At 72.0% G+C, this 26,032-nt stretch carries 20 protein-coding genes and 3 tRNA genes; 14 read left to right on the forward strand and 9 right to left on the reverse strand.

Annotated elements, in window-relative coordinates:
* Positions 1-36: 36 nt before the first annotated feature.
* Together ACFWRO_RS02335 and ACFWRO_RS02340 are read right to left on the reverse strand one after the other, a co-directional pair.
* Positions 37-1,494, reverse strand: coding sequence for an aminopeptidase P family protein (locus tag ACFWRO_RS02335; RefSeq protein ID WP_384503480.1), 1,458 nt, complete (start codon positions 1,492-1,494; stop codon positions 37-39).
* A 145-nt stretch (positions 1,495-1,639) separates the two neighbouring features.
* Entirely contained in the window at positions 1,640-3,253 is a 1,614-nt protein-coding gene (locus ACFWRO_RS02340) for a PP2C family protein-serine/threonine phosphatase (protein ID WP_384503735.1), read from the reverse strand.
* Positions 3,254-3,634: 381 nt separating this feature from the next.
* On the opposite strand from ACFWRO_RS02340, the gene ACFWRO_RS02345 reads away from it, so the two are divergent.
* A complete protein-coding gene (locus ACFWRO_RS02345; protein ID WP_384503482.1) occupies positions 3,635-4,315 on the forward strand; it encodes a bifunctional DNA primase/polymerase in 681 nt (226 codons plus the stop codon).
* A gap of 1,073 nt (positions 4,316-5,388) precedes the next feature.
* On the opposite strand, the gene ACFWRO_RS02350 is transcribed toward ACFWRO_RS02345, so the two are convergent.
* The 3 genes from ACFWRO_RS02350 to ACFWRO_RS02360 all read right to left on the reverse strand — a co-directional run bounded on the left by ACFWRO_RS02350 (position 5,389) and on the right by ACFWRO_RS02360 (position 8,147).
* The gene (locus tag ACFWRO_RS02350) at positions 5,389-6,357 is read right to left on the reverse strand and encodes a DUF5926 family protein (RefSeq protein ID WP_384503484.1); all 969 of its coding nucleotides are present in this window, start codon (positions 6,355-6,357) and stop codon (positions 5,389-5,391) included.
* Between the two features lie 255 nt (positions 6,358-6,612).
* Positions 6,613-7,218, reverse strand: a complete 606-nt coding sequence (locus ACFWRO_RS02355) for an ATP-binding protein (protein ID WP_384503486.1) — start codon at positions 7,216-7,218, stop codon at positions 6,613-6,615.
* Between the two features lie 95 nt (positions 7,219-7,313).
* Positions 7,314-8,147 carry a glycerophosphodiester phosphodiesterase gene (locus tag ACFWRO_RS02360; RefSeq protein ID WP_384503488.1) on the reverse strand — a complete coding sequence of 278 codons (834 nt, stop codon included), beginning with the start codon at positions 8,145-8,147 and terminating at the stop codon, positions 7,314-7,316.
* A gap of 189 nt (positions 8,148-8,336) precedes the next feature.
* On the opposite strand from ACFWRO_RS02360, the gene ACFWRO_RS02365 reads away from it, so the two are divergent.
* A complete protein-coding gene (locus tag ACFWRO_RS02365) occupies positions 8,337-9,833 on the forward strand; it encodes a S1C family serine protease (protein ID WP_384503489.1) in 1,497 nt (498 codons plus the stop codon).
* A 46-nt stretch (positions 9,834-9,879) separates the two neighbouring features.
* Positions 9,880-9,967 (forward strand) — tRNA-Ser (locus ACFWRO_RS02370).
* A 77-nt stretch (positions 9,968-10,044) separates the two neighbouring features.
* Here the strand turns inward: ACFWRO_RS02370 and ACFWRO_RS02375 are convergent.
* A complete protein-coding gene (locus ACFWRO_RS02375) occupies positions 10,045-10,929 on the reverse strand; it encodes a bifunctional DNA primase/polymerase (RefSeq protein WP_384503491.1) in 885 nt (294 codons plus the stop codon).
* 371 nt (positions 10,930-11,300) lie between these two features.
* On the opposite strand from ACFWRO_RS02375, the gene ACFWRO_RS02380 reads away from it, so the two are divergent.
* The 8 genes from ACFWRO_RS02380 to ACFWRO_RS02415 all read left to right on the forward strand — a co-directional run bounded on the left by ACFWRO_RS02380 (position 11,301) and on the right by ACFWRO_RS02415 (position 19,153).
* Positions 11,301-11,609, forward strand: a complete 309-nt coding sequence (locus ACFWRO_RS02380; protein ID WP_361957779.1) for a hypothetical protein — start codon at positions 11,301-11,303, stop codon at positions 11,607-11,609.
* A 194-nt stretch (positions 11,610-11,803) separates the two neighbouring features.
* Complete coding sequence (locus tag ACFWRO_RS02385; RefSeq protein ID WP_384503493.1) at positions 11,804-12,970, forward strand: acyl-CoA dehydrogenase family protein; 1,167 nt, start codon at positions 11,804-11,806, stop codon at positions 12,968-12,970.
* Positions 12,971-13,032: 62 nt separating this feature from the next.
* A complete protein-coding gene (locus tag ACFWRO_RS02390; RefSeq protein WP_384503495.1) occupies positions 13,033-13,950 on the forward strand; it encodes a bifunctional MaoC family dehydratase N-terminal/OB-fold nucleic acid binding domain-containing protein in 918 nt (305 codons plus the stop codon).
* A 1-nt stretch (position 13,951) separates the two neighbouring features.
* A complete protein-coding gene (locus tag ACFWRO_RS02395; protein ID WP_384503497.1) occupies positions 13,952-15,004 on the forward strand; it encodes an acyl-CoA dehydrogenase family protein in 1,053 nt (350 codons plus the stop codon).
* Positions 15,005-15,108: 104 nt separating this feature from the next.
* The gene (locus ACFWRO_RS02400) at positions 15,109-15,501 is read left to right on the forward strand and encodes an acyl dehydratase (protein ID WP_384503737.1); all 393 of its coding nucleotides are present in this window, start codon (positions 15,109-15,111) and stop codon (positions 15,499-15,501) included.
* Positions 15,498-16,664: a lipid-transfer protein gene (locus ACFWRO_RS02405; protein WP_384503499.1), complete on the forward strand. Its 1,167-nt coding sequence runs from the start codon at positions 15,498-15,500 to the stop codon at positions 16,662-16,664. The genes ACFWRO_RS02400 and ACFWRO_RS02405 overlap by 4 nt, the downstream gene beginning before the upstream one ends.
* A gap of 159 nt (positions 16,665-16,823) precedes the next feature.
* Positions 16,824-17,372, forward strand: a complete 549-nt coding sequence (locus tag ACFWRO_RS02410) for a SigE family RNA polymerase sigma factor (RefSeq protein ID WP_362005166.1) — start codon at positions 16,824-16,826, stop codon at positions 17,370-17,372.
* Between the two features lie 134 nt (positions 17,373-17,506).
* Positions 17,507-19,153, forward strand: coding sequence for a long-chain fatty acid--CoA ligase (locus ACFWRO_RS02415; protein ID WP_384503502.1), 1,647 nt, complete (start codon positions 17,507-17,509; stop codon positions 19,151-19,153).
* An 81-nt stretch (positions 19,154-19,234) separates the two neighbouring features.
* Here ACFWRO_RS02415 and ACFWRO_RS02420 read toward each other — a convergent pair whose 3' ends face one another.
* Positions 19,235-23,011, reverse strand: coding sequence for a PAS domain-containing protein (locus ACFWRO_RS02420; protein WP_384503504.1), 3,777 nt, complete (start codon positions 23,009-23,011; stop codon positions 19,235-19,237).
* A gap of 177 nt (positions 23,012-23,188) precedes the next feature.
* A complete protein-coding gene (locus ACFWRO_RS02425) occupies positions 23,189-23,629 on the reverse strand; it encodes an SSI family serine proteinase inhibitor (RefSeq protein WP_384503506.1) in 441 nt (146 codons plus the stop codon).
* 212 nt (positions 23,630-23,841) lie between these two features.
* Between ACFWRO_RS02425 and ACFWRO_RS02430 the strand changes: the two genes are divergently transcribed.
* Together ACFWRO_RS02430 and ACFWRO_RS02435 are read left to right on the forward strand one after the other, a co-directional pair.
* Positions 23,842-23,932 (forward strand) — tRNA-Ser (locus ACFWRO_RS02430).
* Between the two features lie 241 nt (positions 23,933-24,173).
* A tRNA-Arg gene (locus ACFWRO_RS02435) sits at positions 24,174-24,246 on the forward strand.
* A gap of 124 nt (positions 24,247-24,370) precedes the next feature.
* Here ACFWRO_RS02435 and ACFWRO_RS02440 read toward each other — a convergent pair.
* A complete protein-coding gene (locus ACFWRO_RS02440; protein WP_384503508.1) occupies positions 24,371-24,730 on the reverse strand; it encodes a hypothetical protein in 360 nt (119 codons plus the stop codon).
* Between the two features lie 348 nt (positions 24,731-25,078).
* On the opposite strand from ACFWRO_RS02440, the gene ACFWRO_RS02445 reads away from it, so the two are divergent.
* Positions 25,079-25,858, forward strand: a complete 780-nt coding sequence (locus ACFWRO_RS02445; RefSeq protein ID WP_384503510.1) for a Bro-N domain-containing protein — start codon at positions 25,079-25,081, stop codon at positions 25,856-25,858.
* Positions 25,859-26,032 lie beyond the last annotated feature (174 nt).

A 26,032-nucleotide genomic window follows, 5' to 3' on the forward strand; every position in this document is an offset into this window, starting at 1 on the left:
CACTGCCCCGTACTTACACATACGGGACGTTCGGGCTCAGCCCTTCAGGCCGGCCATCCACGCCTCGACCTCGCCGGAGCGGCGCGGCAGCGAGTCGGAGAGGTTCCGGTTGCCGTCCTCCGTGACGAGGATGTCGTCCTCGATCCGGATGCCGATGCCCCGGTACTCCTCCGGCACGCTCAGGTCGTCGGCCTGGAAGTAGAGCCCCGGCTCGACGGTCAGGCACATGCCCGGCTCGAGCGTGGTGTCGACGTACGCCTCGGTGCGCGCGGCGGCGCAGTCGTGGACGTCCATGCCGAGCATGTGGCCGGTGCCGTGCAGGGTCCAGCGGCGCTGGAGGCCGAGCTCCAGGACGCGGTCCGCGGGGCCCTCGACCAGGCCCCACTCGACGAGCTTCTCGGCGAGCACGCGCTGGGCGGCGTCGTGGAAGTCGCGGTAGGCGGCGCCCGGCTTGACCGCGGCGATGCCCGCCTCCTGCGCCTCGTACACGGCGTCGTAGATCTTGCGCTGGAGCTCGGTGTAGCGGCCGTTGATCGGCAGCGTGCGGGTCACGTCCGCGGTGTAGAGCTCGTTGGTCTCGACGCCGGCGTCGAGGAGCAGCAGGTCGCCGGAGCGGACCGGGCCGTTGTTGCGCACCCAGTGGAGGGTGGTGGCGTGCGGTCCCGCGGCGCAGATGGAGCCGTAGCCGACGTCGTTGCCCTCGACGCGGGCGCGCAGGAAGAACGTTCCCTCGATGTAGCGCTCGCTGGTCGCCTCCGCCTTGTCGAGGACCTTGACGACGTCCTCGAAGCCGCGGGCGGTCGAGTCGCAGGCCTTCTGGAGCTCGGCGATCTCGAACTCGTCCTTCACGAGACGGGCCTCGGAGAGGAAGACGCGCAGCTCTTCGTCGCGCTCGGCGGTGACCTTGTCGGTCAGCGCGGCCTCGATGCCGGCGTCGTGACCGCGCACGGCGCGGACCGGGCCGGTGGCCTCCTTGAGGGCGGCGGTCAGCTCGCGGACGTCCTTGGCCGGGATGCCGAGGAGCTGCTCGGCCTCGGTCAGGGAGTGGCGGCGGCCGACCCACAGCTCACCCTGGCCGTCGAGCCAGAACTCGCCGTTCTCGCGGTCGGAGCGGGGCAGCAGGTAGATCGTCGCCCGGTGGCCGGTCTTCGTCGGCTCCAGGACGAGGACGCCGTCCTCGGTCTGGTCGCCGGTCAGGTACGCGTACTCGGTGGAGGCGCGGAAGCTGTACTCGGTGTCGTTCGAGCGCGTCTTCAGGTTGCCGGCAGGGATCACCAGGCGCTCGCCGGGGAAGCGCGCGGACAGCGCGGCGCGCCGGGCGGCGGTGTGCGCGGCCTGGGCGATCGGCCGCAGGTCGTGCAGCTCGGTGTCGGCCCAGCCGGACTTCATGTTCTCGGCGAGCTCGTCGGACACGCCCTGGTACAGGCCGTTCTTGCGCTGCTTGATCGGCTCTTCGGTCTCGTCCGGGGTTTCCGGGGTGAGCTCGTCTGCCACGGGGGGTCTCCTTCGGTACGACGCTGAACCCACTCCATCGTACGGTCGTACGGAAGAAGGCCCAGGGCCGGAAGACCCGTCACCGCAGCGTCACGCGCCGCTCACTCGACGCGCCCGAATCGCCCTGATTCAGGCCCGCCCGATGTCATTCGAACCGGGCCGCGAGCAGGACCACGTCCTCGCCCTCGATGTCGTCGGCGGCAGCCTCGCCGCCCATCCCCTCGGGCAGCAGCGTGCGCAGGATGTGGTCGGCGATGGCTCCGGGGTCCGTACGGTCCGCCTTCGGGACGCTCGCGGCGGCGGCGTGCAGCCGGGCGAAGGCCCGGTCCATGGGGTCGCCGGTCCGGCGGAGCAGCCCGTCGGTGTAGAGCAGCACCGTTTCTCCGGGGGCCGGGGCGATCTCGACGCTGGGCGCTTCCCAGCAGGCGAGCATGCCGAGCGGTGCCGACAGCGAGGTCTCGACGAACTCGGTCCGGTGCTCGCCGATGATCAGCGGAGGGGTGTGGCCCGCTCCGGCGAGGACGAGTTTGCGCTGCTTGGGCTCGGAGTACGCGAAGAGCGCGGTGGCCGAGCGGGCGGGCTCGGTGAGCCGGAGCAGGAGTTCCAGGTCGGAGAGGACGGCGACCGGGTCCTCGCCCTCCATGACCGCGTACGCCCGCAGGGAGGCGCGCAGCCGGCCCATCGCGGCGAGCGCGCTCGGCCCGGTCCCGGAGACGGAGCCGACGGCGAGGCCCAGGGCGCCCTCGGGCAGCGGCAGGGCGTCGTACCAGTCGCCACCGCCCTGGGGGCCGGTGCGGTGGCGGGCGGCGAGCTGGACGCCGGGGACCCGGGGGAGGCGGCTGGGCAGCAACTCCTCGGCGATGGTGGCGACCTGGACGCGGGCGCGCTCGAGCTCCAGGAGGCGGGCGAGGTGCTCGGTGGCGTAGCGGCCGTAGAGACCGACGAGATCGCGCTGGCGCTCGACGGGTTCGGCGGGCTCGTCGTAGAGCCAGACGACGGCCCCGAGCTTGCCGGCGGCCTCGGTGGCGAGGGGGAGCGCGTAGCTGGCGGCGTATCCGAGCCGTGCGGCGACCTCGCGGTGCCGCGGGTCGAGCTTGGGCTCGCCGAGCAGGTCGGGGACGGCGATGGGGTCGGGGATGGCTGCGGTGCGGGGGCGCGACTCGGTGGGGCCGGGGCCCGGGGCGGCCAGGGGGTCGGCGGGGGCGGTCGGTGCTCTCGACCCCGCCGGTTCTGGGAGGCCGTCGAGGATGCGGCCGTAGGAGGTGGCGCTGCGCGGCACCGTCTCGATCGTGCCGAGCTCGGCGTGGGCGAGCCCGAGTCCGACGGTGGAAGCGGGGCCGCGGCCGTCGGCGGGCTCGAAGACCGCCATGCCGCGGCGCGCGCCGACGAGGGCGGCTCCGGCGCGCAGCACCTCGCGCAGCGCTTCGTCGAGCGAAGCGGTCTTGATCAGGCGTTCGGTGAGTTCATGGAGGGTGGTGAGGTCGGAGACCCAGCCGGCCAGCCGGTCCTGGATCAGTGCGCCGGGGATGCCCGGAAGGGCCGCCGCGGAGGGGTTTACGGGCGGGACGGGCGCGGTAGTGTGCGCGGGCGAGGGAACCGTGGAATCGATTCCAGCCACTTTCGGCAGGTGTGGGGCGCTCATGTCGGACGGCTTTCCGACGGGTGCGTTTCGCTCAATAGCATCGCAAACCCCCATGTCAATCTGCGCCGCTAGCAATGCATCCACATGTACACGCACAAGAGGAGCGATGTCCAGCATTGTCCCCACGGGACTTGTGGTGTCCGTGGGGTTTGGCAGAAGGGTTGAAGTGCAGGCCAAGTTGGCCGAAAATTGCCCCCTCGGTGCACCATTTGCGGTCGACTGGCGTCGTTTGAAAGCGCGTTGATTTGAACGTGATGGGTACGTAATCGGTGATGGCCAGGGGCAGTTGAAGCTGCTCCGGAACCTGGCAAGGTGCCTGGGCGTCCTCACCGCCGCAGGCCGCGCCCCTCCAGTGGACGACGAGCCTCAGCTCGGCCGCTCCCGCCCCACCGCACGGGGCGGTGACCCGCCGACCTTGTACGCGCTGCTACGCACGGTGAAGTGATCTGCACATGGTGTGATGTGGATTCGGCGTTCAACGGAAAGGAACGAGCGCTCATGCGCGAGATCCTCGGAAGGCGACGCAGGTTCCGGCTTCGGCGCAGGGAAAGGACCGTCCAGCTCGACGCGGCGCTCGTATGCGCCACCGAGTGGGGCTGGCCCGTTCTGCCCGGAGTCGGGCTGAAGGCGACGACCCGCACGTCCAGAGGGGCCGGCTGCGCCTGCCCCGACCCCGGGTGTGTCGTACCCGGCGCACACCCCTTCGACCCCGGACTGCTCGCGGCCACCACCGACGAGCGCATGATCCGCTGGTGGTGGACCCGGCGCCCGGACGCCCCGATCGTCCTGGCCACCGGAGGCGGCGCGCCCTGCGCGGTCAGCCTGCCGGCCGTCGCGGGAGCGCGCGCCCTGGCCGCCCTCGACACGATGGGCATGAGGCTCGGCCCGGTGGTGGCGACGCCCACGCGCTGGTCGCTGCTGGTCGCCCCGTACGGCCTCGAACAGCTCGGCGCTCTCCTGTACGCGAAGGACGACGTGCCCAGTTCGCTGCGGTTCCACGGCGAGGGCGGCTATCTGCTGCTCCCGCCGTCGGTCGCCGGGACGGGCCAGGTGCGCTGGGAGCGCGCCCCGCTGGAGGGCTCGGCGAGCCCCTGGCTGCCGGACGTGGAGGCGGTCGTGGACGCCCTGGTCGAGGCGAGCACGGGCGCGCCGGGGGGCGGCAGCAGACTCACGTACTGACGGGCGGGCCGGCCTGACGGGCGTACTGAGAGGCGTACGGAGAGACCTGCCGGACGGGCGTACGGAGAGACTGGCGGACGGGCGTACGGAGGCGGGGCCTCACCCATACGGGTGTGAGGCCGCCCGACTTGTACGGGAAATGGGCGCGCGGCGCGCGATGCGCCGCCGGTCCGCCGATATCTTCGGCGGACCGTTCACGAAGCGCCATAGCCAGCCGGGCAGGTGGGTCCCTTGAATCTCCGCATGATCGGGCTCGGGGCCGCCGTGGTGTGCGCCACGCTCCTGCCGCTCGTCGCCCTCGCCGGCCAGGCGTCGGGCCCGGGCTCCGACGGAGGCTCGGGCGGCGGTCTGCTCCCGGGTCTCGGCCTCGGCGGCGGGCAGAAGGCACCGTCGCCGCCCAAGCCCGAGCCCGAGCCCGCATCCATGCCCGCATCCACGCCACAGGACGGGCCCCAGGCCTCCCCGTCGGGCACACCGGCGGCTGCCCCACCCCGTAGCTCGCACTGTGGCCCGGAACTGACCTCCCCGGACGGGATCGAGGCGCAGACCTGTGTGCTCACGGAGGGCCCCGACACCTGGGGACGTACGTACTACCGCAACGCCGGCGGCCAGCGGCTCGACGCCGTACTCACCCTGATGGGGCCCGCCGGGCGGACCGTACAAGTGCGTTGTGCCGTCGTCGCGCGGGATGAACCGGGGGCGTGCGAGACGCCCAGGGAGCGTGCGCGGGGCGCTGTCTCGGCATATTCGGCCGTCGCGGAATTCGCCGGTGCGGGAGAGGGATCCAGTACGCCGCTGCTGCTGCGGGCCGGGAGCAACACGGCTGGTGCGGGCGGAAGTTGAGATTCCGGACGGTGCCGTGGCGATCCGTCCGGGCATGAGAAGACCCGATCGCTGGCGACGGGGGATGCACCAGCGACCGGGCTTCTAGAACGGTAACAAGAGATCTGCGGTTCGCAAATTCGATCTCGGTTATTCGGACAGGGATTTACCCGACCGCACGAGGAGTTGTGGCGGATGTCACCGACTGGTCGGTCTGTCAGTCCACACCGTCACCACACGCCTCCCGCGTATCAGCTGAGCGTGACCTGACGGTTGGTGAGACCGCCGCGTGCCCGGCGCTCCTCGGGGGTGAGCGGGGCGTCGGTGGCCAGCGCCGCGGCCAGCCGCTCGGCGAGCTCGGCGGCGGGCTTCTCGCAGTCCTCGGCGGTCATCGACGTCGGCAGGTCCCAGACCGGGACCATGAGGCCGTGGGCCCGGAAGGAGCCGACCAGACGGGTGTTGTCGCCGAGGGAGGACGTGCCGGCGGCGTGCAGCCGGGCGAGCGCGTCGAGCAGCTTCTCCTCGGGGTGCGGCATGACCCAGCGCAGGTGGTTCTTGTCCGGGGTCTCGCACCAGTACGAGGAGTCCACGCCGGTCAGCTTGACCGTGGGGATCGCGGCGGCGTTGGCGCGCTCCAGGGAGGCGGTGACCTCGGGGTTGGAGTTGTCGGCGGACTCCGGAATCCAGAATTCGAAGCCCGTGTGCACGACCGGCGCGAAATCGCTGTTCGGGTCGAGCAGATCCTGCAGGCGCGGGCCGTCGGCCGGCACGCGGCGCGGGGTGACCGGAGAGCCCGGCTCCGTCTCCAGGGCGCGCAGCAGGGTGTCGGCGAGGTCGCGGGCGAGGTCGCCGGAGGTGGAGTCGTTCTGGAGGGCGAGGAGGACGGAGCCGTCGTCGCGGCGGAGCGCGGGCCATGCCATGGGCAGCACGGTCGCGAGCGTCACGGACGGGACGCCCTCGGGGAGGCCGTCCTTCAGCGTGAGCGGGACGGTGGCGGCGGGCACCAGCTCGCGCAGCGCGACCCAGTCGCACTCGCCGGGCAGTCCCTCGAAGGGACGCTGGACCAGCTCGGTCACGGCGTGCGCGGCGGCCCGGCCGTGACACGCCTTGTAACGGCGGCCCGACCCGCAGGGGCACGGCTCGCGCGCACCGACGACCGGGATCTCCCCGTTCGTGACCTGTGCCTTGGCGGCCTTCGTCTGGGGGCGCTTCTTGGCCATGGTGTGGCTTCTCCCGATAGCGGCAGTGCTGTGGTGCAGGGCCGCACATGGTGCACGGCTCTGTGTCGGGCGAGCCTAGCCGTACGGGAGTGCCGAGGGGCTCAAGCGGGGACGTTCACTGCCCGGGGGAGGTCGAGGGCGTGTGGCCCGGCGGTCCTCCGGACCTGAGTACGCGTCGGTTCAGGCCGTCGTACGCGACCCTCGTCCCCGTTGCGGCAGTCCAAGTCGGCGTACGTGACCGCCGCACGCGTCGGGTCAATCCAGGTCGTCGTACGCGTCCAGGAACTCGAAGCTCGGGCCGCCGCCGACCCGCGCGGCGAAGTCCTCGCGGCGATGGCCCTCGGTGACCTGCACCCAGACCGTCACCTCGCCGGACGCGCTGTCCCGTACGCCCCAGTCCTGTGCCAGGGCGCTGATGATGTTCAGCCCGCGACCGCCGCGCGCGGTGACCGAGGGCGTCGACGGAACGGGCCGGGTCGGGCCACCGCCGTCCGTCACCTCGACCGTCAGCCCACCCGACGGATCGACGCGCCAGGCCGCACGGACATCCCCGTCGCCCACCTCTGCCGCCCGCCCCAGAGGCCTGCCGTGCCGGCAGGCATTGCTGAGCAGTTCGGAAAGGATCAGTACCGCGTCGTCGACGACCGATTCGGACATCCCGCCGCGGATCAACTGCTCCCGCATACGGTGTCTCGCTTCACCCACGCCCGCAGGGCCATGGGGTACGGCCATGCTCGACGACGTGGGCACCTCCTGTGCCACCACCAACGCCACCCCCGAGACCTCCTTTGCCCCACGCCACGGTGTGGATGCCCCAATGGCCTGGACCGGAAACCGCCCCATGAGCGTGCGGTGACGCACTCGTGACGATCGAGTACGGACCGAACGCGCCGGTGCACTCCCTGTAAGCCGAGAGACGGATGTGGCGGATGGGTCAGGAGAGACTCGGGATGGGGTCAAAGGCGGCCCAACTGGGACAGCACCTGCTGGGGCCGGTTGGTGATGATCGCGTCGACGCCGAGCCGCTCGCAGAGTTCGACGTCCTCCGGCTCGTCCACTGTCCATACATGGACCTGGTGTCCGGCCTTCTGGAGCCGCAGGATCACGGCGGGGTGGTGGCGGACGATCCGGATCGACGGTCCGGCGATCACCGCGCCCGCGGGCAGCCTGCCGTCGCGCAGCCGGGGGGTGACGAACTGCGAGAGCGAGACGGTGGGGAGGGTCGGCGCGGCGTCCGCGATCCGGTGCAGGGAACGCGCAGAGAAGCTCATGACCCGTACGGGAGACTCCTCGGGGGCGGCCGGCTCCGCGAGACCGAAGCGCTTGAGCAGGTGGAGGAGCCGTTCCTCGACCTGGCCCGCCCAGCGGGTGGGGTGCTTGGTCTCGATGGCCAGTTCGACGCGGCGCCCGGCGTCGGAGACCAGCTCCAGGAGGCGTTCCAGGGTGAGTACGGAGGTGAGTCCGGGGTCTTTCCAGTCCGGGCTCTCCCCCGCCTCCTCGCGCCCCTTCCAGTTACCGAAGTCGAGGGCGGCGAGGTCGGCGAGCTCCAGGGCGGAGACGGCGCCGCGGCCGTTGGAGGTGCGGTCGACGCGCCGGTCGTGGACGCAGACGAGGTGGCCGTCGGCGGTGAGCCGGACATCGCACTCGAGGGCGTCGGCGCCGTACTCGATGGCCTTCACATAGGCGGCGAGCGTGTGCTCGGGGGCTTCTTCGGAGGCTCCGCGGTGGGCGACCACCTGGACGGGGGTGGGGTTCGGGTGCGGCCGAGGGTGCTGCCGTGCGTGGGTCACCGCGTCATGGTGCCATTGGCGGAGCGGGCGCATGGAGGCGCGTCCGTTCTGTCCGTAAATAAAGAATGGGACGCAGACGCACAGCTCCGCCTTACAGTGGCCTGACGTCCCATGGGAAAAGCTGTTCGCAGCACTACCTGTGCGAGCCACCCACCCACGCAGTGAACCGCAGTGAACGAGGAGAGAGCCGTGAGCACCGAGAACGAGGGCACCGAGGTTCCGGCGGACCCGAGTGCCCCGTCCGTCCCTCCGACGCCTCCCGCCCCTCCTGCGCCGCCCGCGCCTCCGGCATCGGCGGATGACGTCCACCCGGAGCAGCAGCAGACGCAGGTGCAGCCCCAGGTGCACGCACCGGCACCGGCACACGCACCGGCACCGGCACACGCGCCGGCACCGGCACACGCACCAGCACACGCGCCGACACCGGCACACGCACCAGCACAGACACCCGCCCCGGAGCCGGCCACTGTCGCTGCCGGTGGCTGGCCTCCGCCGCCCCCGGCCGTACCGGCCTGGGGCGCGCCGGTCCCGCCCGTCCCTGAGGCGCCGCGGAAGCGGACCGGCGGCCTGGTGGCGGCGGTCCTCGTGGCGGCGCTGGTGGCCGGCGGTGTCGGCGGCGGCATCGGCTACTGGGCGGCCGAGCGCGGCGACGACGGGATCAGCTCGACGACGGTCTCCGTGGGCGACTCCCCGGCGTCCTTCAAGCGTGACCCGGGCACGGTCGCGGCGGTGGCGAACAAGGCGCTGCCGAGCGTGGTGACCATCCAGGCGAAGTCCGGTGGCGGTGGCGGCGGTGACAGTGAGGGCGAGGGCGGCACGGGCACCGGCTTCGTCTACGACAAGGAAGGCCACATCGTCACCAACAACCACGTGGTGGCGTCGGCGGCGGAGGGCGGCACGCTCTCGGCGACCTTCTCGAACGGCAAGACGTACGACGCGGAGGTCGTGGGCCGGGCGGAGGGCTACGACGTGGCCGTCCTGAAGCTGAAGAAGGCCCCGGACGGGCTGGCTCCGCTCCCGCTCGGCGACTCCGAGAAGGTGGCGGTGGGCGACTCGACGATCGCGATCGGCGCGCCCTTCGGCCTGTCCAACACGGTGACGACGGGCATCATCAGCGCCAAGAACCGCCCGGTCGCCTCGGGCGACGGCTCCGGCGGCAACAACTCGTACATGAGCGCCCTGCAGACGGACGCCTCGATCAACCCGGGCAACTCCGGCGGCCCGCTCCTCGACGCGAGCGGCGCGGTCATCGGCATCAACTCGGCGATCCAGTCGACCGGCAACGGCTTCGGCCAGTCCCAGGCGGGCTCGATCGGCCTCGGCTTCGCCATCCCGGTCAACCAGGCGAAGAACGTGGCCGAGGAGCTGATCAAGACGGGCAAGCCGGTCTACCCGGTGATCGGCGCGACGGTGAACATGACCGACAAGGGCGAGGGCGCCACCATCGCCCAGGAGGGCGCGGGCGGCACGCCGGCGATCACCCCGAACGGCCCGGCGGCCAAGGCGGGCCTGAAGCCGGGCGACGTGATCACCGCCCTCGGCGACCGCCAGATCGACAGCGGCCCGACGCTCATCAGCGAGATCTGGACCCACGAGTCGGGCGACACGATCAAGCTCACGTACGAACGCGACGGCAAGCCGACCACGACCACGGTCACCCTCGGCGAACGCACGGGCGACAACTGACCGGCTAGGCTGTCCCCCGCGCCACCCCGAACGGGACCCGGCGCGGGGTGGGTTGCCCGAGCGGCCTAAGGGAACGGTCTTGAAAACCGTCGTGGCGCGAGTCACCGTGGGTTCAAATCCCACACCCACCGCCAGTCGAAACGGCCCCTGACCAGCATCTTTGGTCAGGGGCCTTTCGCGTGGGCGGGATCCGGCCCGGCAGGGGTGTGAGTCACCGTGCGTTTTCGGTGTGCTGGGTCAGGCGGGCCGCCGACTGGATGGTCGTGCGGGCCTCGTGTTCGGTCAGGCCCGTGTGGACGGCCGCCGTGATGAGGGCTTCGGTGAGGGAGTCGCCGAGGCCGTTCTCGTAGGCGCGGCAGGCGGCCCAGAAGAGGCGTGTGTTGCGTTGGCCCTCGTGGGCCGTGCGGACGAAGTGGATCAGGCCTCGGCCGTGGGCCGGGGATGGGTCCGGGCGGGTGCGTGGGGGTGGTGTCGGGGGTGCGATCAGGGCCAGGAGGGGGCGCGGGCAGGGGGCCGGGTCGAGGTGGTCGCTGCCCGGGGCCAGTCGGTACGCGCCCTTGGCCGTGACCGAGCCCGGTCCCACCAGGTAGCCGCCGGTGCCGCGGATGTCGATGCCTGGGGCGAGGCGGCTCGCCGAGTTCGGGACGACGACGTCCGGCGGGCCGGTCAGCCACAGGTGCCGGCCGCCGCTCGGGGTGAGCACGGTGACCGTGGGCGGCAGCGTGAAGAGGTGTTCGAGCGCCAGGTGGCGCAGCTCGGCCGTGACGTCGGCGGGCGCGTCCGCGTGCTTGACGTCGAGGTCGACGCCGATCAGGTGGAACGGCGGGCGCCCGCAGGCGATGCCGTATCCGGTGGCCCAGGGTGCGGCCGCGAACAGCGCCCGTACCCCCGCGAGGTCGGTGGTCGCGTCGTGCACGCCGTGTCCTGGGCGGCCGCACTCCCCGTGGCAGCCGGACGGGTACGGGTCGTCCCGGTGCGGGGAGCGGATGGCGGGGAGCTTGGTGGCGGACAGGGGGATGACGGGGAGCCCGCGCTCTGCCGCTGACAGCGCGTGGGCGAGGGCCAGGGTGGCGGAGCGCCGGTCGGAGGTGGCCATGCGACCAGTCTCGTACGTATGTTCGAAGAAGGGAAGAGGGGGGAGACGGAGGGGGTCGGGAGGATTGGCTGAAAATCTGCCGGAACGCTTCGTCCCTTGCGGCGGCTCGCCGCCGGTGGCGTGAGGTCGTCGTCGGGCGGGTGAGCTGCGCCTTTGGGGGCGCGAAGGTGGTTTATCGACTTGTCCTCACGCTTGAGGGGGAATCAGCCGCTGAGGGGTGGTTCGCCGGGGATTGTGTGGGCAACTCTGGAGTCGCGACGTCGAGCACAACGACCGAGGCGGTCGGCCAACTGCCTTGGGATCAGCCGTACTTCAGTGCACACCACAGCACTGCACAGCTTCAGCTCAGCTCAGCTCACGGAGGAAATGACATGGCAAGCATCCGTACCGCCCGCGTTCTCGCCGCCGCCGCCGCGCTGCCCCTGGCCGCCGCGCTCTTCACCGGCGTTGCCCAGGCCGACAACGGCGGCTTCGCGGACGACGGATCGAACACGAGCGTCGCCTCCATCATCGGCAGCGGCGTGGGTGGCGACAACTACGGCAACTCGACCACCACGCAGCAGGTGGCCACCGGCTCCGGTGCCTCCAATCAGAACAACACCGCGAGCGTGAACGGCTCGGCCTTCACGAACATCGAGCAGTCGAACGCGACGGTCAACTTCTACCCCTGGTGGTTCTAGTTCCACAGCGGGGTCCGGCCCGACGGGGGGAATGACGGCGGGGTGAAAGGCGGCCCGCGCGACGGTGCTTCGGCATCGGCGCGCGGGCCGCTGCCGTGTGTACGCACGTGGGGGCCGCGTCCGTGACCTTGACAGCCTCCAGGTATCTGACGGACAGTCAGAAACCTTAGTCGTACCCCCGGGAGGCCGTCGCCGTGCACCTCGCCCCGACCGAGCGGCAGCTCCGGCTGCGCGCCGAACTCCGCGCGTACTTCCGTGACGTGATGCCCGACGGCCCACCACCCCCCGCCGACACCGCCGCGCAGCGCGCGCTGCTCCGGCGGATCGGCCGTGACGGCATGCTCGGGCTCGGCTGGCCGCAGGAGTACGGAGGCCAGGGCCGCGGCCCCGACGAGCAGTTCGTCTTCTTCGACGAGGCGTACCGCGCCGGTGCCCCCGTCTCCATGGTCACGCTCAACACCGTCGGCCCGACCCTGATGAAGTACGGGACCGAGGAGCAGAAGGCGTACTTCCTTCCCCGGATCCTGCGCGGCGAGACCGTCTTCGCCATCGGGTACAGCGAGCCGGAGGCCGGCACCGACCTGGCCTCGCTCCGTACCAAGGCCGTACGCGACGGGGACTCCTGGCTGATCGACGGGCAGAAGATCTTCACCTCGAACGCCCAGAACGCCGACTGGATCTGGCTCGCCTGCCGCACCGACCCCGAGGCCCCGCGGCACCGGGGCATCTCCATCGTCCTGGTCCCGACGGACGCCCCCGGCTTCTCGTGGACGCCGATCGAGACGGTCGGCGGGCTGACGACCACGGCGACGTACTACGACGGCATCCGCGTCCCCGTCGGGAACCTGGTCGGCGAGGAGAACGGCGGCTGGGGGCTGATCACCAACCAGCTCAACCACGAACGGGTCGCCCTCGCCGCGATCGGCATGCAGGCCGAGGACTTCTACGCGGCCGCGCTCGGCCGGGCACGCATCCCCGATCAGGTGACGGGGCGGCGCCGTGTTGACGAGCCGTGGATACGGATTCGAGCCGCCGAGGCGCATGCCCGGCTCGCGGCAACGCGCCTGCTCAACTGGCGTTTGGTGGGGGATGTGGGGGCGGGTCGGCTGGCCCCCGGAGACGCCAGCGGGGTGAAGTTCGTGGGAACCGAATCGGCGGTGGAGGTGTACCGAATATGTCAGGAGATCGCGGGCGGAGCGGGACTGGTGAGGGCGGGGTCGCCGGGGGAGTTCGACGGCGGTGAGCTCGAGCGGATGAACCGCGCCGCGCAGATCAACACCTTCGGGGGAGGGGTGAGCGAGGTGCAGCGCGAGATCGTCGCGACGATGCGACTCGGCATGAAGGGGAGGGGGCGGCGATGAGGGACGGACTGGGTGGACCGGATGGACTGCGTGGATCGGATGGATCGGATGGACTGGGTGGATTGGGCGGACTGTACGAGCGGCTGAAGGCGTACGAAGGGCAGGCCGCCGCCACCGCGGGTGCCGGCAAGGACCTGGTCAACGAGCCGATGATCAGGCACTGGTGCGAGGCCATGGGCGACACCGACCCCGCTTACCGGGGGCCGGACGCCGTCGCGCCGCCGACGATGCTCCAGGCGTGGACCATGGGCGGTCTGTCCGGCCACACCGACCGTTCCGGGGCCTACGACGAGCTGCTCACGCTCCTGGACGAGGCGGGGTGCACGTCCGTCGTCGCCACCGACTGCGAGCAGGAGTACGTGCGGCCGCTGCGGCCGGGCGACGCGATCACCTTCGACGCGGTCATCGAATCGGTCTCGGACCGCAAGACCACCAAGCTCGGCACGGGGCACTTCGTCACGACCCGCATGGACATCCACGCCGACGGCGAACTGGCCGGCACCCACCGCTTCCGGATCCTCAAGTACGCGCCGGCGGCGGCGAAGCCGCAGGGGAGCGGCGCGCCGCCCGCCGCCCGGCGGCCCCGGCCGGTGATCAACCGGGACAACGCCGGGTTCTGGGAGGGCGTGGCCGCGCACCGGCTGCTGATCCAGCGCTGCGCCGGTTGCGCGACGCTGCGCTTCCCCTGGCTCCCGGGGTGCAACGCCTGCGGGTCGCAGGAGTGGGACACGGTCGAGGCGAGCGGCGCCGGGACCGTCTTCTCGTACGTGGTGATGCACCACCCGCCCTTCCCGGCCTTCGACCCTCCCTACGCCGTCGGACTGATCGAACTGGCCGAAGGCGTACGGATGATCAGCAACGTGGTCGGAGTGCCGTACGACAAGGTCCGGATCGGGATGCCGGTCCGCCTTGAGTTCCTCCGCGTGGAAGAGGACCTTGAGCTGCCCGTGTTCCGGGCGCAGGACGGCGGGGAGGGCTGACATGGACTTCACGCCCACGGAGGAGCAGGGCGCGGCCCAGGAGCTGGCGGCCCGGATCTTCGGCGATCTCGCCACGCACGAGCGGCTCGCGGCGGCCGGCACGGGCACGGACGCCGAGCTGTGGAAGGCCCTGTGCGCGGCCGGGCTGCCCGGGGCGGTCGAGGAGATCGGGCTGCTCGGCCTGGTGCTGCTCGCCGAGGAGCAGGGGCGGGTGACGGCGCAGGTGCCGTTCGCCGCGAGCTGTGCCTTCGGCCTCCTCGCCGTCGCCCGGCACGGTACGGACGAGCAGCGGGAGCGGCTGCTGCCGGGCCTCCGGGACGGCACGGCGGTGGCGACCGGAGCCTTCCCGCCCACCGGACACGTACGGGCGGGAGCGGACGGCCTGCTCGCGGGGGCGGTGGAGTGGGTGCCCTGGCTCAGGGACGCCACACACGTCCTCGTACCGGACCAGGAGGGCGCGCTCTGGCTCGTGGCCACGGCGGACGCGTCGGCTTCGGTTGGCGGCTCGGTTTCCGTGGAGCCCGTCGAGCTCACGGCGCCGTGGGCCGCGGGCCGGCTCGTTCTCGACGGTGCGCGTGGAGAGCGCGTCGGGGGCGCGGATGCCCGCGCGGACGTCCTTGCGATGGCCCGGGTCGTGTTCGCGGGGCTCCAGGCCGGCGTCTGCGCCGGGTCTCTGGCCCGGGCCGTGGCGTACACCTCGGTACGGGAGCAGTTCGGCCGCCCCCTCTCCACCCACCAGGCCGTCCAGCTCCGGGCCGCCGACGCCCACATGGACACCGAGGCGATCCGGGTGACCGCCTACGAGGCCGCCTGGCGTCACGACGAGGGCCTGCCGGCCGCCGAGCACGCGCTGACGGCCGCCTGGTGGGCGTCGGAGGCGGGGAAGCGGGTCGTGCACGCGGGCCAGCATCTGCACGGCGGCATGGGCGCCGATCTGGACCACCCCGTCCACCGGCACTTCCTCTGGGGCCGACAGCTCGACGCGTATCTCGGCTGCGGCACCGAACTCCTCGCCGAACTGGGCGACCTGATCGCGAACGGAGAGGCCTCATGAAGCCGGTGAACCCTGTGACGCCTGGAAGGCCCGCGACGCCCGCAGCGCCTGCAGCGCCCGCGACGCCTGCAGAGTCCGTGACGCCTGCGGCACCCGCGACGCCCGTGACGCCCGGGTACGAGTTGGCTCCCCTGGTCGTCCCGATCACCCGCACGCTCATCGTCGCCGGGGCCGTCGCCTCCCGTGACTATCAAGATGTGCACCACGACGCGGAGTTGGCCAGGGCGAAGGGCTCCCCCGACATCTTCATGAACATCCTGACGACCAACGGCCTGGTGGGGCGGTACATCACCGGCCGGCTGGGCCCGGGCGCGGTGCTGCGCAAGGTGGCGATACGGCTCGGCGCGCCCAACTACCCCGGAGACACGATGACGTTGACGGGGACGGTCACCGAGGTCGACGGCGCCACCGCCCAGGTGCGGGTGGTCGGTGCCAACGGGCTCGGTCACCACGTCACCGGCACGGTGACGGTGACGCTGCCGGAGGTGGAGGCATGAGCATCCGGAGGGCCGACCTGCTCGGGGGGCGCGCCGCCGTCGCCGGGATCGGCGCGACCGAGTTCTCCAAGGACTCGGGCCGCAGCGAGCTCAAGCTTGCCGTGGAGGCGGTGGGTGCCGCCCTCGACGACGCCGGGCTGACCCCGGCGGACGTCGACGGCATGGTCACCTTCACCATGGACACCAATCCGGAGATCACCGTCGCCCAGGCGGCCGGCATCGGCGAGCTGTCCTTCTTCTCCCGCGTCCACTACGGAGGCGGGGCCGCCTGCGCCACGGTCCAGCAGGCAGCCCTCGCCGTCGCCACCGGGGTCGCCGAAGTCGTGGTCTGCTACCGGGCGTTCAACGAACGCTCGGGGCGCCGCTTCGGCTCGGGCGTCCAGCAGCGCGAGCCCTCCGCCGAGGGCGCCGCGCTCGGCTGGCAGCTCCCCTTCGGGCTGCTCACACCGGCCTCCTGGGTCGCGATGATCGCCCAGCGGTATCTCCACACGTACGGTCTGACACCGGACGCCTTCGGGCACGTCGCCGTCACCGACCGCCGGTGGGCGGCCACCAACCCCGCCGCGTACTTCCACGGCAAACCGATCACCCTGGCCGAGCACGCCGCCTCACGCTGGATCGTCGAGCCGCTCCGGCTCCTCGACTGCTGCCAGGAGACCGACGGCGGCCAGGCGATCGTCGTCACCTCCGCCGAGCGCGCCCGCGACCTGCGCCACCCGCCCGCCGTGATCGTCGCCGCCGCGCAGGGCGCCGGCCGCGCGCAGGAGGCGATGACCAGCTTCTACCGCGACGACCTGACCGGCCTGCCCGAGATGGGCGTGGTGGCGAGACAGCTGTGGCAGACCTCGGGGCTCGCGCCGGGCGACATCGACGTCGGCATCCTCTACGACCACTTCACCCCGTTCGTGCTCATGCAACTGGAGGAGTTCGGATTCTGCGGACCGGGGGAGGCGGCCGAGTTCGTCGCGGCGGACGCGCTTCCGCTGAACACGCACGGCGGGCAGCTGGGGGAGGCGTACCTCCACGGGATGAACGGCATCGCGGAGGCCGTTCGGCAGGTGCGGGGCACGTCCGTGAACCAGATACCCGGCGCGGCCAGGACGCTGGTCACAGCGGGTACCGGAGTCCCGACGTCCGGTCTGATCCTGGCGGCGGACGACTGACGCGCGGGGGTGAACCGGGGCGAGCGGACCCCTACTCGGGCGTTGTCCGCCCTCCACCTTCAGGAGGTCCAGCTATCCCCACCCCTACAACCTGAGGGGGAGTGCGGTTCGGGACCTGGGGCCGATCCGCCGCCAGGTGCCCGCTCCTAGCGTGGAGTCATGACTCCGCCACCTTCCGGCCCCGTCTGCGTCGGCGCCTCCACGGCCGCCGCCGGCTACCCGTCGTTCTCGTCCTACGTACGGGCTCGGGGGCCCGTGCTGCTGCGTACCGCCCGCTCGCTGACCGCGAACCCGGCGGACGCGGAGGACCTGCTGCAGACCGCGCTGACCAAGACGTTCGTCGCCTGGGAGCGGATCGAGGACCACCGCGCCCTGGACGGCTACGTCCGGCGTGCGCTGGTGAACACCCGTACGTCCCAGTGGCGCAAGCGCAAGGTCGACGAGTTCGCGTGCGAGGAGCTGCCGGAGCCGGCCGGGCTGCCCGAGCCGGACCCGGCCGAGCGGCAGGTGCTGCACGACGCCATGTGGCGTGCGGTGATGAAGCTCCCCGACCGCCAGCGGGCGATGGTCGTCCTGCGGTACTACGAGGACCTCAGCGAGGCGCAGACGGCCGAGGTGCTCGGCGTCTCGATCGGCACGGTCAAGAGCGCGGTGTCGCGGGCGCTCGGCAAACTCCGCGAGGACCCGGAGCTGGCGCCGGTGCGGTGAGGGTGCGGTGAGAGTGGCCCCTGCCAGTGATCACTGGCAATTTCCGTACTCCCGGGTAGTGACATACCGCGTGGTACGTGCGCAGAATCTGGACACCCCTACCACTGCCACGTAGCGCCCACCGGGAGGACGCCGTGCTGAGCACCATGCAGGACGTACAGCTGACTGTGAGCCGCATCCTGAACCACGGGATGACGATCCACGGAAAGTCCGTCATCACCACCTGGACCGGGGAGCCAGAGCCGCACCGCCAGACCTTCGCGGAGACGGGCGCCCGCGCGACCCAGCTGGCGAACGCCCTGCGTGACGAGCTCGGAGTCACCGGCGACCAGCGCGTCGCAACCCTCATGTGGAACAACGCGCCGCACGTCGAGGCGTACTTCGCGATCCCCTCCATGGGCGCGGTGCTGCACACCCTCAACCTGCGGCTGCCCCCTGAGCAGCTGGTCTTCATCGTCAACCACGCCGTCGACCGGGTCGTCATCGTCAACGGCACGCTGCTCCCGCTCCTCGCCCCGCTCCTCCCGCACCTGCCGACCATCGAGCACATCGTGGTCGCGGGCCCCGGCGACCGCTCCGTCCTCGACGGCGTGACGCCCCGCGTGCACGACTACGAGGAGCTGATCGCGGGCCGCCCCACCACCTTCGACTGGCCCGAGCTCGACGAGCGTTCGGCCGCCGCCATGTGCTACACCTCCGGGACGACGGGCGACCCCAAGGGGGTCGTCTACTCCCACCGTTCGATCTACCTGCACTCCATGCAGGTCAACATGGCCGAGTCGATGGGCCTGACGGACCGCGACACGACCCTCGTCGTCGTCCCGCAGTTCCACGTCAATGCCTGGGGCCTGCCGCACGCCACGTTCATGACCGGCATCAACATGCTCATGCCGGACCGATTCCTCCAGCCCGCCCCGCTCGCCGACATGATCGAGCGCGAGAAGCCGAGCCACGCCGCCGCCGTCCCCACCATCTGGCAGGGCCTGCTCGCCGAGGTCACCGCCAACCCGCGCGACCTCAGCTCCATGCGGCAGGTCACCATCGGCGGCGCCGCCTGCCCGCCCGCCCTCATGGCGGCGTACGACCGGCTCGGCGTCCGCCTCTTCCACGCCTGGGGCATGACGGAGACCTCCCCGCTCGGCACCATGGCCCACCCGCCGGCCGGTCTGTCCGACGACGAGCAGTGGCCGTACCGCATCACCCAGGGCCGTTTCCCGGCGGGCGTCGAGGCACGCCTCGTCGGCCCCGGCGGCGACCGGCTGCCCTGGGACGGCGAGTCGGCCGGCGAGCTGGAGGTACGCGGCACCTGGATCGCGGGCGCGTACTTCGGCGGGATCGACGGCGAGCCGGACCGCCCGGCCGACAAGTTCAGCGAGGACGGCTGGCTGAAGACCGGCGACGTCGGCGTGATCAGCCCGGACGGCTACCTCACCCTCACCGACCGCGCCAAGGACGTCATCAAGTCCGGCGGCGAGTGGATCTCGTCGGTCGAGCTGGAGAACGCGATCATGGCGCACCCGGAGGTCGCCGAGGCGGCCGTCGTCGCCGTCCCGGACGAGAAGTGGGGCGAGCGCCCGCTGGCGACCGTCGTCCTCAAGGAGGGTTCGACGGCCGACTACGTGACGCTGAGGGACTTCCTCGCCGAGTCGATCGCCAAGTGGCAGCTGCCCGAGCGCTGGGCGATCATCGCAGCCGTGCCGAAGACGAGCGTCGGCAAGTTCGACAAGAAGGTGATCCGCAGGCAGTACGCGGACGGTGAACTGGACGTCACCCAGCTGTAGTAGTTCGTACGGAAGGTTCGTACGGAAGTGAGGAGGGGGAGCGGTCCAACGGACCGCTCCCCCTCTCTCAGTCGGTGCTGCTCAGTTGGTGCCGATCTTCGCCAGCAGGTCGACGATGCGCGACTGGACCTCCGTGCTCGTCGACCGCTCGGCCAGGAAGAGGACCGTCTCGCCCGACGCCAGCGTCGGCAGCTCCTCCTCGTCGAGCCCGGCGGAGGTGTAGACGACGAGCGGGGTGCGGTTCAGCTGCCCGTTCGCGCGCAGCCAGTCGATGATCCCGGCCCGGCGGCGGCGCACCTGCATCAGGTCCATGACCACCAGGTTCGGCCGGATCTGGGTGGCCAGCGTGACCGCGTCGGTGTCCGCCGAGGCCCGCGCCACCTGCATCCCGCGCCGCTCCAGGGTCGCGGCGAGCGCCTGCGCGATGTCCTCGTTCTCCTCGATGAGCAGCACGCGCGACGGGTGCTGCTCGCTGTCGCGGGGCGCCAGCGCCTTGAGGAGTACGGCGGGATCGGCGCCGTACGCCGCCTCCCGGGTCGCCTGCCCGAGCCCCGCCGCGAGCAGCACGGGCACCTCGGCGGCGACGGCGGCCTGGCGGAGCGACTGGAGGGCGGTACGGGTGATCGGCCCGGTCAGCGGGTCGACGAAGAGCGCGGCCGGGAAGGCGGCGATCTGGGCGTCGACCTCCTCGCGGGAGTGGACGATCACCGGACGGTAGCCCCGGTCGCTCAGCGCCTGCTGGGTGGAGACGTCCGGCGCGGGCCAGACGAGGAGCCGGCGCGGGTTGTCCAGGGGCTCGGGGGGCAGTTCGTCGTCGACGGGCCGGGGCGGCGGCTGGTTGGAGACCTCGACCGCGCCGCCGGGACCGTCGAGCGGCTCGGGGCCTTCGGCGGAGCCCTCGGCGGGGGCTCCTATCGCGTACGCGCGCCCTTCGGGGGCCGCGGGGGCCCGCTTGGGCTGCGGGTGCGGCTTGGCGGCGGGCTCGGGGGAGGGGGCCTCGGTCACGGCGGCGGTCGCTGCCGCAGCCGCTGCCGTACGGTCGCCCTCGGGCGGGGTGGAGAGCTTGCGCCGACGGCCGGACCCGTTGCTGCCGTTGGACCCGTTGGACCCGTTGGACCCGTTGGACCCGTTGGATCCATTGGTGCTGTTGGTCGCGCCTGCCTGCTGGGCGAAGGGCACCCCCTGCCCGAGCGTCCGCACGCTGAACGCCCGCCCGCCCAGCGACCCGTCCTTCGGCGCGGCGGGCGCGGCGGGCGCGGTGGGTGCCGACGGCACGGCGGGTGCGGGGGGCGCGGCGAGCGCGGGCATCTCCGGTGGCAGGGGTACGGATCCGGTACCCGTACCGCTACTGGTCTCCTGCGGCCCGCCCGGGTTCCGGCGGCGGCCGGTCGGCTCGGGCAGCGGGTGGGGCTGCGGCGGCGTGTGGTCGGCGTCCGGCGCGGACCGTACGGCGTCGTGGCGCCCCTCGTCGTCCCCGTCCACGGACATCGGCATCGGCGTCGGCATGGGCGCCGACATCGGCATGGGTGCCGACGCGGGCATCGGCAAAGGCATCGCCATCGGCGTCGGCATGGGAGCCGGCATCGGCGTGGCTGCCTGGGGCTCCGGGGCGCGGTCGGCCTCGGCCGGGGGCAGCGCGAACGGCGTACGCGGTCCGGCCTCGGCGGCCTCGTTCCGGTCCTGCGCCGCCAGCGCGCGACGGGCCCGCCGCCCGGTGGGCTGCTGCGCCGCGTCCTCGCCGCTCGGCGCGGCGGGCAGGGCCCGGGCGAGGGCGGGAGCATCGACGGGGGCGCCCTGGGCGGGTACCGGTACTCCCTGCGGGGGCACGGTGTCGCCGAGCGCGGCCCGGCCCTGCGCGCCCTCGGCGGCGGTCACCACGGCGCCCTCGGCGGGCCGCCCGCGCCGACGCCCGGTCGGTTCGAGGGCGGCGGGAGAGCCGGAGGCACCAGGGGCGGAGCCACCAGGGGCGGAGGCGGGGGCGACCGGCCCGGCGTTCTGGGCCGGGATCAGTTCGGCGGGGCCGGCGGGGGCCTCGTCCGTACGCCCACGGCGCCGCCCGGTCGGCTCGACGGCCGCACCGGAGGCAGACGCAGAATCCGTACCCGTACCCGTACCCGCGCCCCCGCCCATCGGGCTGTCCAGGAAGGCGTCGGTGGAGGCCCGTCGGGCGCGGCGCCGACCGCCGCCGTTGGTGTCCGAGGCCTGCGCGGGCAGCGCGAGCGCGGCGCTCTCGGCGGCGGGCGGGGCGGGCGGGGCCGGCGGAGGTGTGACCGTGCCCCTACCGGCGCCGATCGGCACCTCAAGGACGTACGCGCTGCCGCTCATCCCCGGTACCTCGTGCGTCTGCACGACACCGTCGTGCGCGCTCACGATGCCGCGGACGATGGGCTGGTGCACCGGGTCGCCACCGGCGTACGGCCCCCGGACCTCGATGCGTACGACGTCACCGCGCTGCGCGGCGGCGACGACGATCGTCGAGTCGGTGTACCCGGCGCCCGGTACGACCCGGGCCTTGCCGGTCGAGTCGACCCCCGCGACGTCCGCGACGAGATGCGCGAGCGCGGTCGCGAGGCGACCCGCGTCCACCTCGGCCTCGATCGGCGGGGCGTGCACGGCGAACTGGGCCCGGCCGGGCCCGATGAGCTCCACGGCCCCGTCGACGCCCGCCGTGACGACCCCGTCGAGCAGGACGACGGACTTGGCGAGAGCATCGGCGCCGGCGTTCAGCCGCTGGTAGCCGAGGACGTTGTCGACGAGGGTGGTCATCCGGGCGTAGCCGGCGGCCAGGTGGTGCAGGAGCTGGTTGGCCTCGGGCCAGAGCTGCCCGGCGTCGTCGGCGGCGAGCGAGGAGAGCTCCGTACGCAGCTCCTCCAGCGGCCCGCGCAGCGACTCGCCGAGGACGGCCGTCAGCTGCTCGTGCCGGGCGGCGAGCGCTTCGTACCGCTCCTTCTCGCCCTTCGCCCGCTCTTCCTGGCTCCGCTTCAGCTCGGCGAGTTCGGCGGCGTGCTTCTCGGTGAGGGTGCTGACCTCGGTGGTGTGCTCGTCGGTGAGCTGCTCGTACGGCCGGCGGTCGGTGAAGGTCATCACCGCGCCGACGAGCTGGTCCCCGTCCCGTACCGGAGCGGTGGTGAGGTCGACCGGCACCTGGGAGCCGTTCTTCGCCCACAGCACCTGGCCGCGGACCCGGTGCTTGCGCCCCGACTTGAGGGTGTCGGCGAGCGGGGAGCCCTCGTACGGGAACGGCTCGCCGTCCGCGCGCGAGTGCAGGATCAGCGGGTGCAGCTCCTTGCCGCCGAGGTCGCTGGCGCGGTAGCCGAGGATCTGCGCGGCGGCGGGGTTGACGAGGACGACCCGCCCGTCGGTGTCCGTACCGACGACGCCCTCGGCGGCCGCGCGCAGGATCATCTCGGTCTGGCGCTGGGAGCGGGCGAGTTCGGCCTCGGTGTCGAGCGTGCCGGTGAGGTCGCGGACGACGAGCATGAGCAGCTCGTCGCCGGTGTAGGAGGTGTACGAGTCGTAGGCCTCGCGGCCGTCCTCCAGGCTGGCGCTGGTCACCTCGACGGCGAACTCGCTGCCGTCGGTCCGGCGGGCGATCATCCGGGTGGGCTTCGTACGGCCGTGTTCGTCGGTGCCCTCGGGGCGGCGCATGGAGCCGGGGATCAGGCGCGAGTCGAACCCGGGGAGCAGGTCGAGCAGCCCGCGCCCGACGAGCGCGGTGCCGGGGGTCTCGAACATGCCGAGGGCGATGGTGTTGGCGTTGACGACCGTGCCGTTGCAGTTGACGAGCACGAGGCCGTCGGGGAGGGCGTCAAGTATGGCTGCGAGGCGAGCAGCGCCTCGGGATGGCCTGCTGCTCACGACGACGCTTCCTCCCTGACCCACTGCACCTTGCCCACTGCGCCTTGCCCGGCTGGCCGACCCGCCCCATCTTGCCCGTCGGGCCGGAGCCTGTCACTGAGGGGAGTCTAAAGGCAGGCTCGGCGGGCGTGGGGTGAGGTCGCGTGCCGGTGGCAACATCCGACCGGCATCCTCACCTCATCCCCGCACGTGGGACAGGTGGGGCAGCACGGGCGCGAGGTTGTCCCAGCGGTCGATCTCGCAGCCGTTGGCCCGGGAGAAACGGGCGTCGACGGTACGTCCCCGCCACTCGCCGGTGATGTGCGCGACGGCCGGGCCGCCGTGCTGGAGGGAGCAGATCCGGTCCTTCGCGACGGGCGCGAACGGGTCGGTCCCCGCCTTGGCGTGCTCGGCGAGCCGCGAGCAGGCAGCCGTGGCGGCGGGATGGTCCCCACCCGCCTTCTCTGCACACTCCAACCGGAATGTCCCGTCAGCGCTCCGATGCCCGCTCTCGGAGACGGTCACGGTGAGCGCGTCGGGCGAGGAGAGCAGCGGCAGGGGCAGGGGCGGCAACGGCCCGAGCGCACCGAGGCCGGCGGCGGAGGTGACGAGGGAGGCGAGGACGAGACGTCGCAGCATGGGAACTCCAGGGGGCAGAGGGTAGGCCGGGTCCCGGGGCCGGGCCCCGCCCCTCTAACGCTCCGTACCGCCGTTCGTTGCGCAAGCGGGGTGCGCCGACGGGCTTTGCTCTCCGCCCCGGAGGACTAGTACGGTGAGAAGCGATTGGTGACAGCAGGCTTGTCTATGTCATCATCTGCACGCACCACTCGCGCCCGCGCGACGGTGCGGATGGAGGCGTCGCCTAGTCCGGTCTATGGCGCCGCACTGCTAATGCGGTTTGGGCCTTAAAGCCCATCGAGGGTTCAAATCCCTCCGCCTCCGCACCACCCCCGAAGCCCCGGCCCACACGGCCGGGGCTTCGGCCGTTCCGGCCCCGGCTTCCCGCCCGGACCCACCCGCCGAGGGCCGTCGACGCGCCGACGCCCGGGATCTTTCCGGAAGGCCCAGGAAGGCATTTCCGCAGGTCAGAAGGGGTCTGGCTAATGGATTTCGCGCTACGCCGCAGGTCATGTAATGTTGTCCACGCAACGCCGACCGGCAAGAAAACAGCCGAGAAGCACAAGCACTCGTAGCTTAACGGATAGAGCATCTGACTACGGATCAGAAGGTTGCAGGTTCGAATCCTGCCGAGTGCACAGCAGGTGAGAGGCCCGGACGAGAGTCCGGGCCTCTTGCGTTTCCGGGGCGCAGTACAGGCAGGAGGCCGCTGACATCAGCGGTGACATCAACGGCACCGACGTTCGGACCGTGGGGCTCAGTTCAGAAGCCGGTGCAGGTGGCAGCCGCCGATGGGCCTGAGGCTGTGGACGTCGTGGGTGTGTCGTTGTCCACGGTCACCGAGCACGTGGCTGTGCCTCCCGACCCGCTGAGGCTGATGAGCAGGGATCCGCCCTTCGCGAAGCCCTTCGTTTCCAGGGTCTTCCGCCATGGCAGGGACGGTACGGTTTCGGACTTTGTCGAGATGCCGTCGTCGTTCCAGACGGAGTACGTGATGCTCACGTCTCTTGCGTCGCCGGTGACCGCGTACTCCACCGTCACCGTCTTCGACACTTCGCGGGAGACGCTCGCGAAGAGGGCTACGCACCCGCCTGCCGCAAGTAGGACGAGGACGAGCAGCACCCATGGCCACCTTCGCCGTCGTCTGGGCGGTGGCGCCGCTCCGTAGGGAGGGGACTGCCAGGCCGGCCCGGAGCCCTGGCCCCACGCCTGCCGGTGAGGCTCTGGTCCGGGCTCCTGTCCCCATGGGTGTTCGCTCATGCAGTCAGGGTCCGACAGTGGCCTCAGGTCCGCGACTCAGCTGTGCACCGCGGGCGTCACCGGTCCCCGATGCCGTCCGCGCCTACCCCCCCGGCTGCCACGGCGTGGCTTTGAATGAAGTCCCCTGGGCTTCTTTTGGGTGAACGTCCTCCCATTTCATGACAGTTGAATATGCCATCGGCCTAGCGTCCCTGGTGGAGGTGGTGCTCGATGGACGACGAGCAGAGGTACGTGGACGCGGACGCGATCGACATCGGCGACTTCGTGCTCGCCGCGACCGGTGCGCGGGTGCGGAGGCTGACGATGCCGGACGGGACGCACTGGTTCCCCGCCGCCGACGCCGCCGGGCAGCTGGGGTACGTCAACACCCGGCAGGCGGTGCTCGTCCATGTGGCGGCGGCGCGGCAGCGGGTGCTCGGCGAGTTGGTGCGCGGGGTCTGCGGGGAGGAGGTCGCGCGCGTGCTCGCGGGGAGCGGGCTGCGCAAGTCGATGAAGATGCTCGACCTCCAGGGGCTCGTCCAGCTCGTCATCGCCGGCACCAAGCCCGCCTGCGCGCCCTTCAAGGCCTGGGTCTCCGAGGTCGTCGCCGGCATCCAGCGCGACGGTTCGTACGGCCTCGAACCCTCGACCGCCCACTGGGGGTACGTCATGCCTCCCCAGCTCGTCGACATCGTCGTACGGGCCGAGACGGACGCCGGGTTCCTCAACGTTCCCGTTCAGCGCTCACGCCACTCCGTCTCGCCCCAGGAACTCCTCGACTCCTGGCAGGCCGACCATCGCGCGGTCACGGGTGACGTGCACGCCGTCGCCGCCTGCCTCGCCCCCGCCCTCGTGCGCGGCGGCGCCCGGTACCGCCTGGAGGACATCGCCCGGCGCACCGGGCTCGCCGTCGAGCGCGTACGGGACTGCGTCGGGCTGCTCGTCGAGCGCGGCTGCGTCCGGGAGAGCGCCGTCGCCGACGACGGGGCGCGGATCTACCTCCTGCCGTAGCGCGGATCCAGCTTCTGTCGTAGCGCGGATCCACCTGCTGTCGTGGCGCGGATCTGCCTCCCGCCGGGGGGCGGGCACCCTTCCTCCGGGACCGCCACCACCCGGAGTCGAGGAGACTGGGGCATCTCGCGAGACTAGGACCTAGAACGGAGGCGGCGCGTGGTGTGGCGGTGT

This window comes from Streptomyces sp. NPDC058579 (assembly GCF_042718575.1).
In the GTDB taxonomy this organism is placed as follows: domain Bacteria; phylum Actinomycetota; class Actinomycetes; order Streptomycetales; family Streptomycetaceae; genus Streptomyces.

What these genes read in the sequence shown, in the direction of transcription:
- ACFWRO_RS02375 (WP_384503491.1), bottom strand. Translation starts at nt 10,929, where the DNA reads ATGGCCACCTCCGACCGGCGCTCCGCCACCCTGGCCCTCGCCCACGCG.
- ACFWRO_RS02445 (WP_384503510.1), top strand. Translation starts at nt 25,079, where the DNA reads ATGGACGACGAGCAGAGGTACGTGGACGCGGACGCGATCGACATCGGC.
- ACFWRO_RS02340 (WP_384503735.1), bottom strand. Translation starts at nt 3,253, where the DNA reads ATGCTGGACATCGCTCCTCTTGTGCGTGTACATGTGGATGCATTGCTA.
- ACFWRO_RS02345 (WP_384503482.1), top strand. Translation starts at nt 3,635, where the DNA reads ATGCGCGAGATCCTCGGAAGGCGACGCAGGTTCCGGCTTCGGCGCAGG.
- ACFWRO_RS02425 (WP_384503506.1), bottom strand. Translation starts at nt 23,629, where the DNA reads ATGCTGCGACGTCTCGTCCTCGCCTCCCTCGTCACCTCCGCCGCCGGC.
- ACFWRO_RS02380 (WP_361957779.1), top strand. Translation starts at nt 11,301, where the DNA reads ATGGCAAGCATCCGTACCGCCCGCGTTCTCGCCGCCGCCGCCGCGCTG.
- ACFWRO_RS02410 (WP_362005166.1), top strand. Translation starts at nt 16,824, where the DNA reads ATGACTCCGCCACCTTCCGGCCCCGTCTGCGTCGGCGCCTCCACGGCC.
- ACFWRO_RS02395 (WP_384503497.1), top strand. Translation starts at nt 13,952, where the DNA reads ATGGACTTCACGCCCACGGAGGAGCAGGGCGCGGCCCAGGAGCTGGCG.
- ACFWRO_RS02405 (WP_384503499.1), top strand. Translation starts at nt 15,498, where the DNA reads ATGAGCATCCGGAGGGCCGACCTGCTCGGGGGGCGCGCCGCCGTCGCC.
- ACFWRO_RS02350 (WP_384503484.1), bottom strand. Translation starts at nt 6,357, where the DNA reads ATGGCCAAGAAGCGCCCCCAGACGAAGGCCGCCAAGGCACAGGTCACG.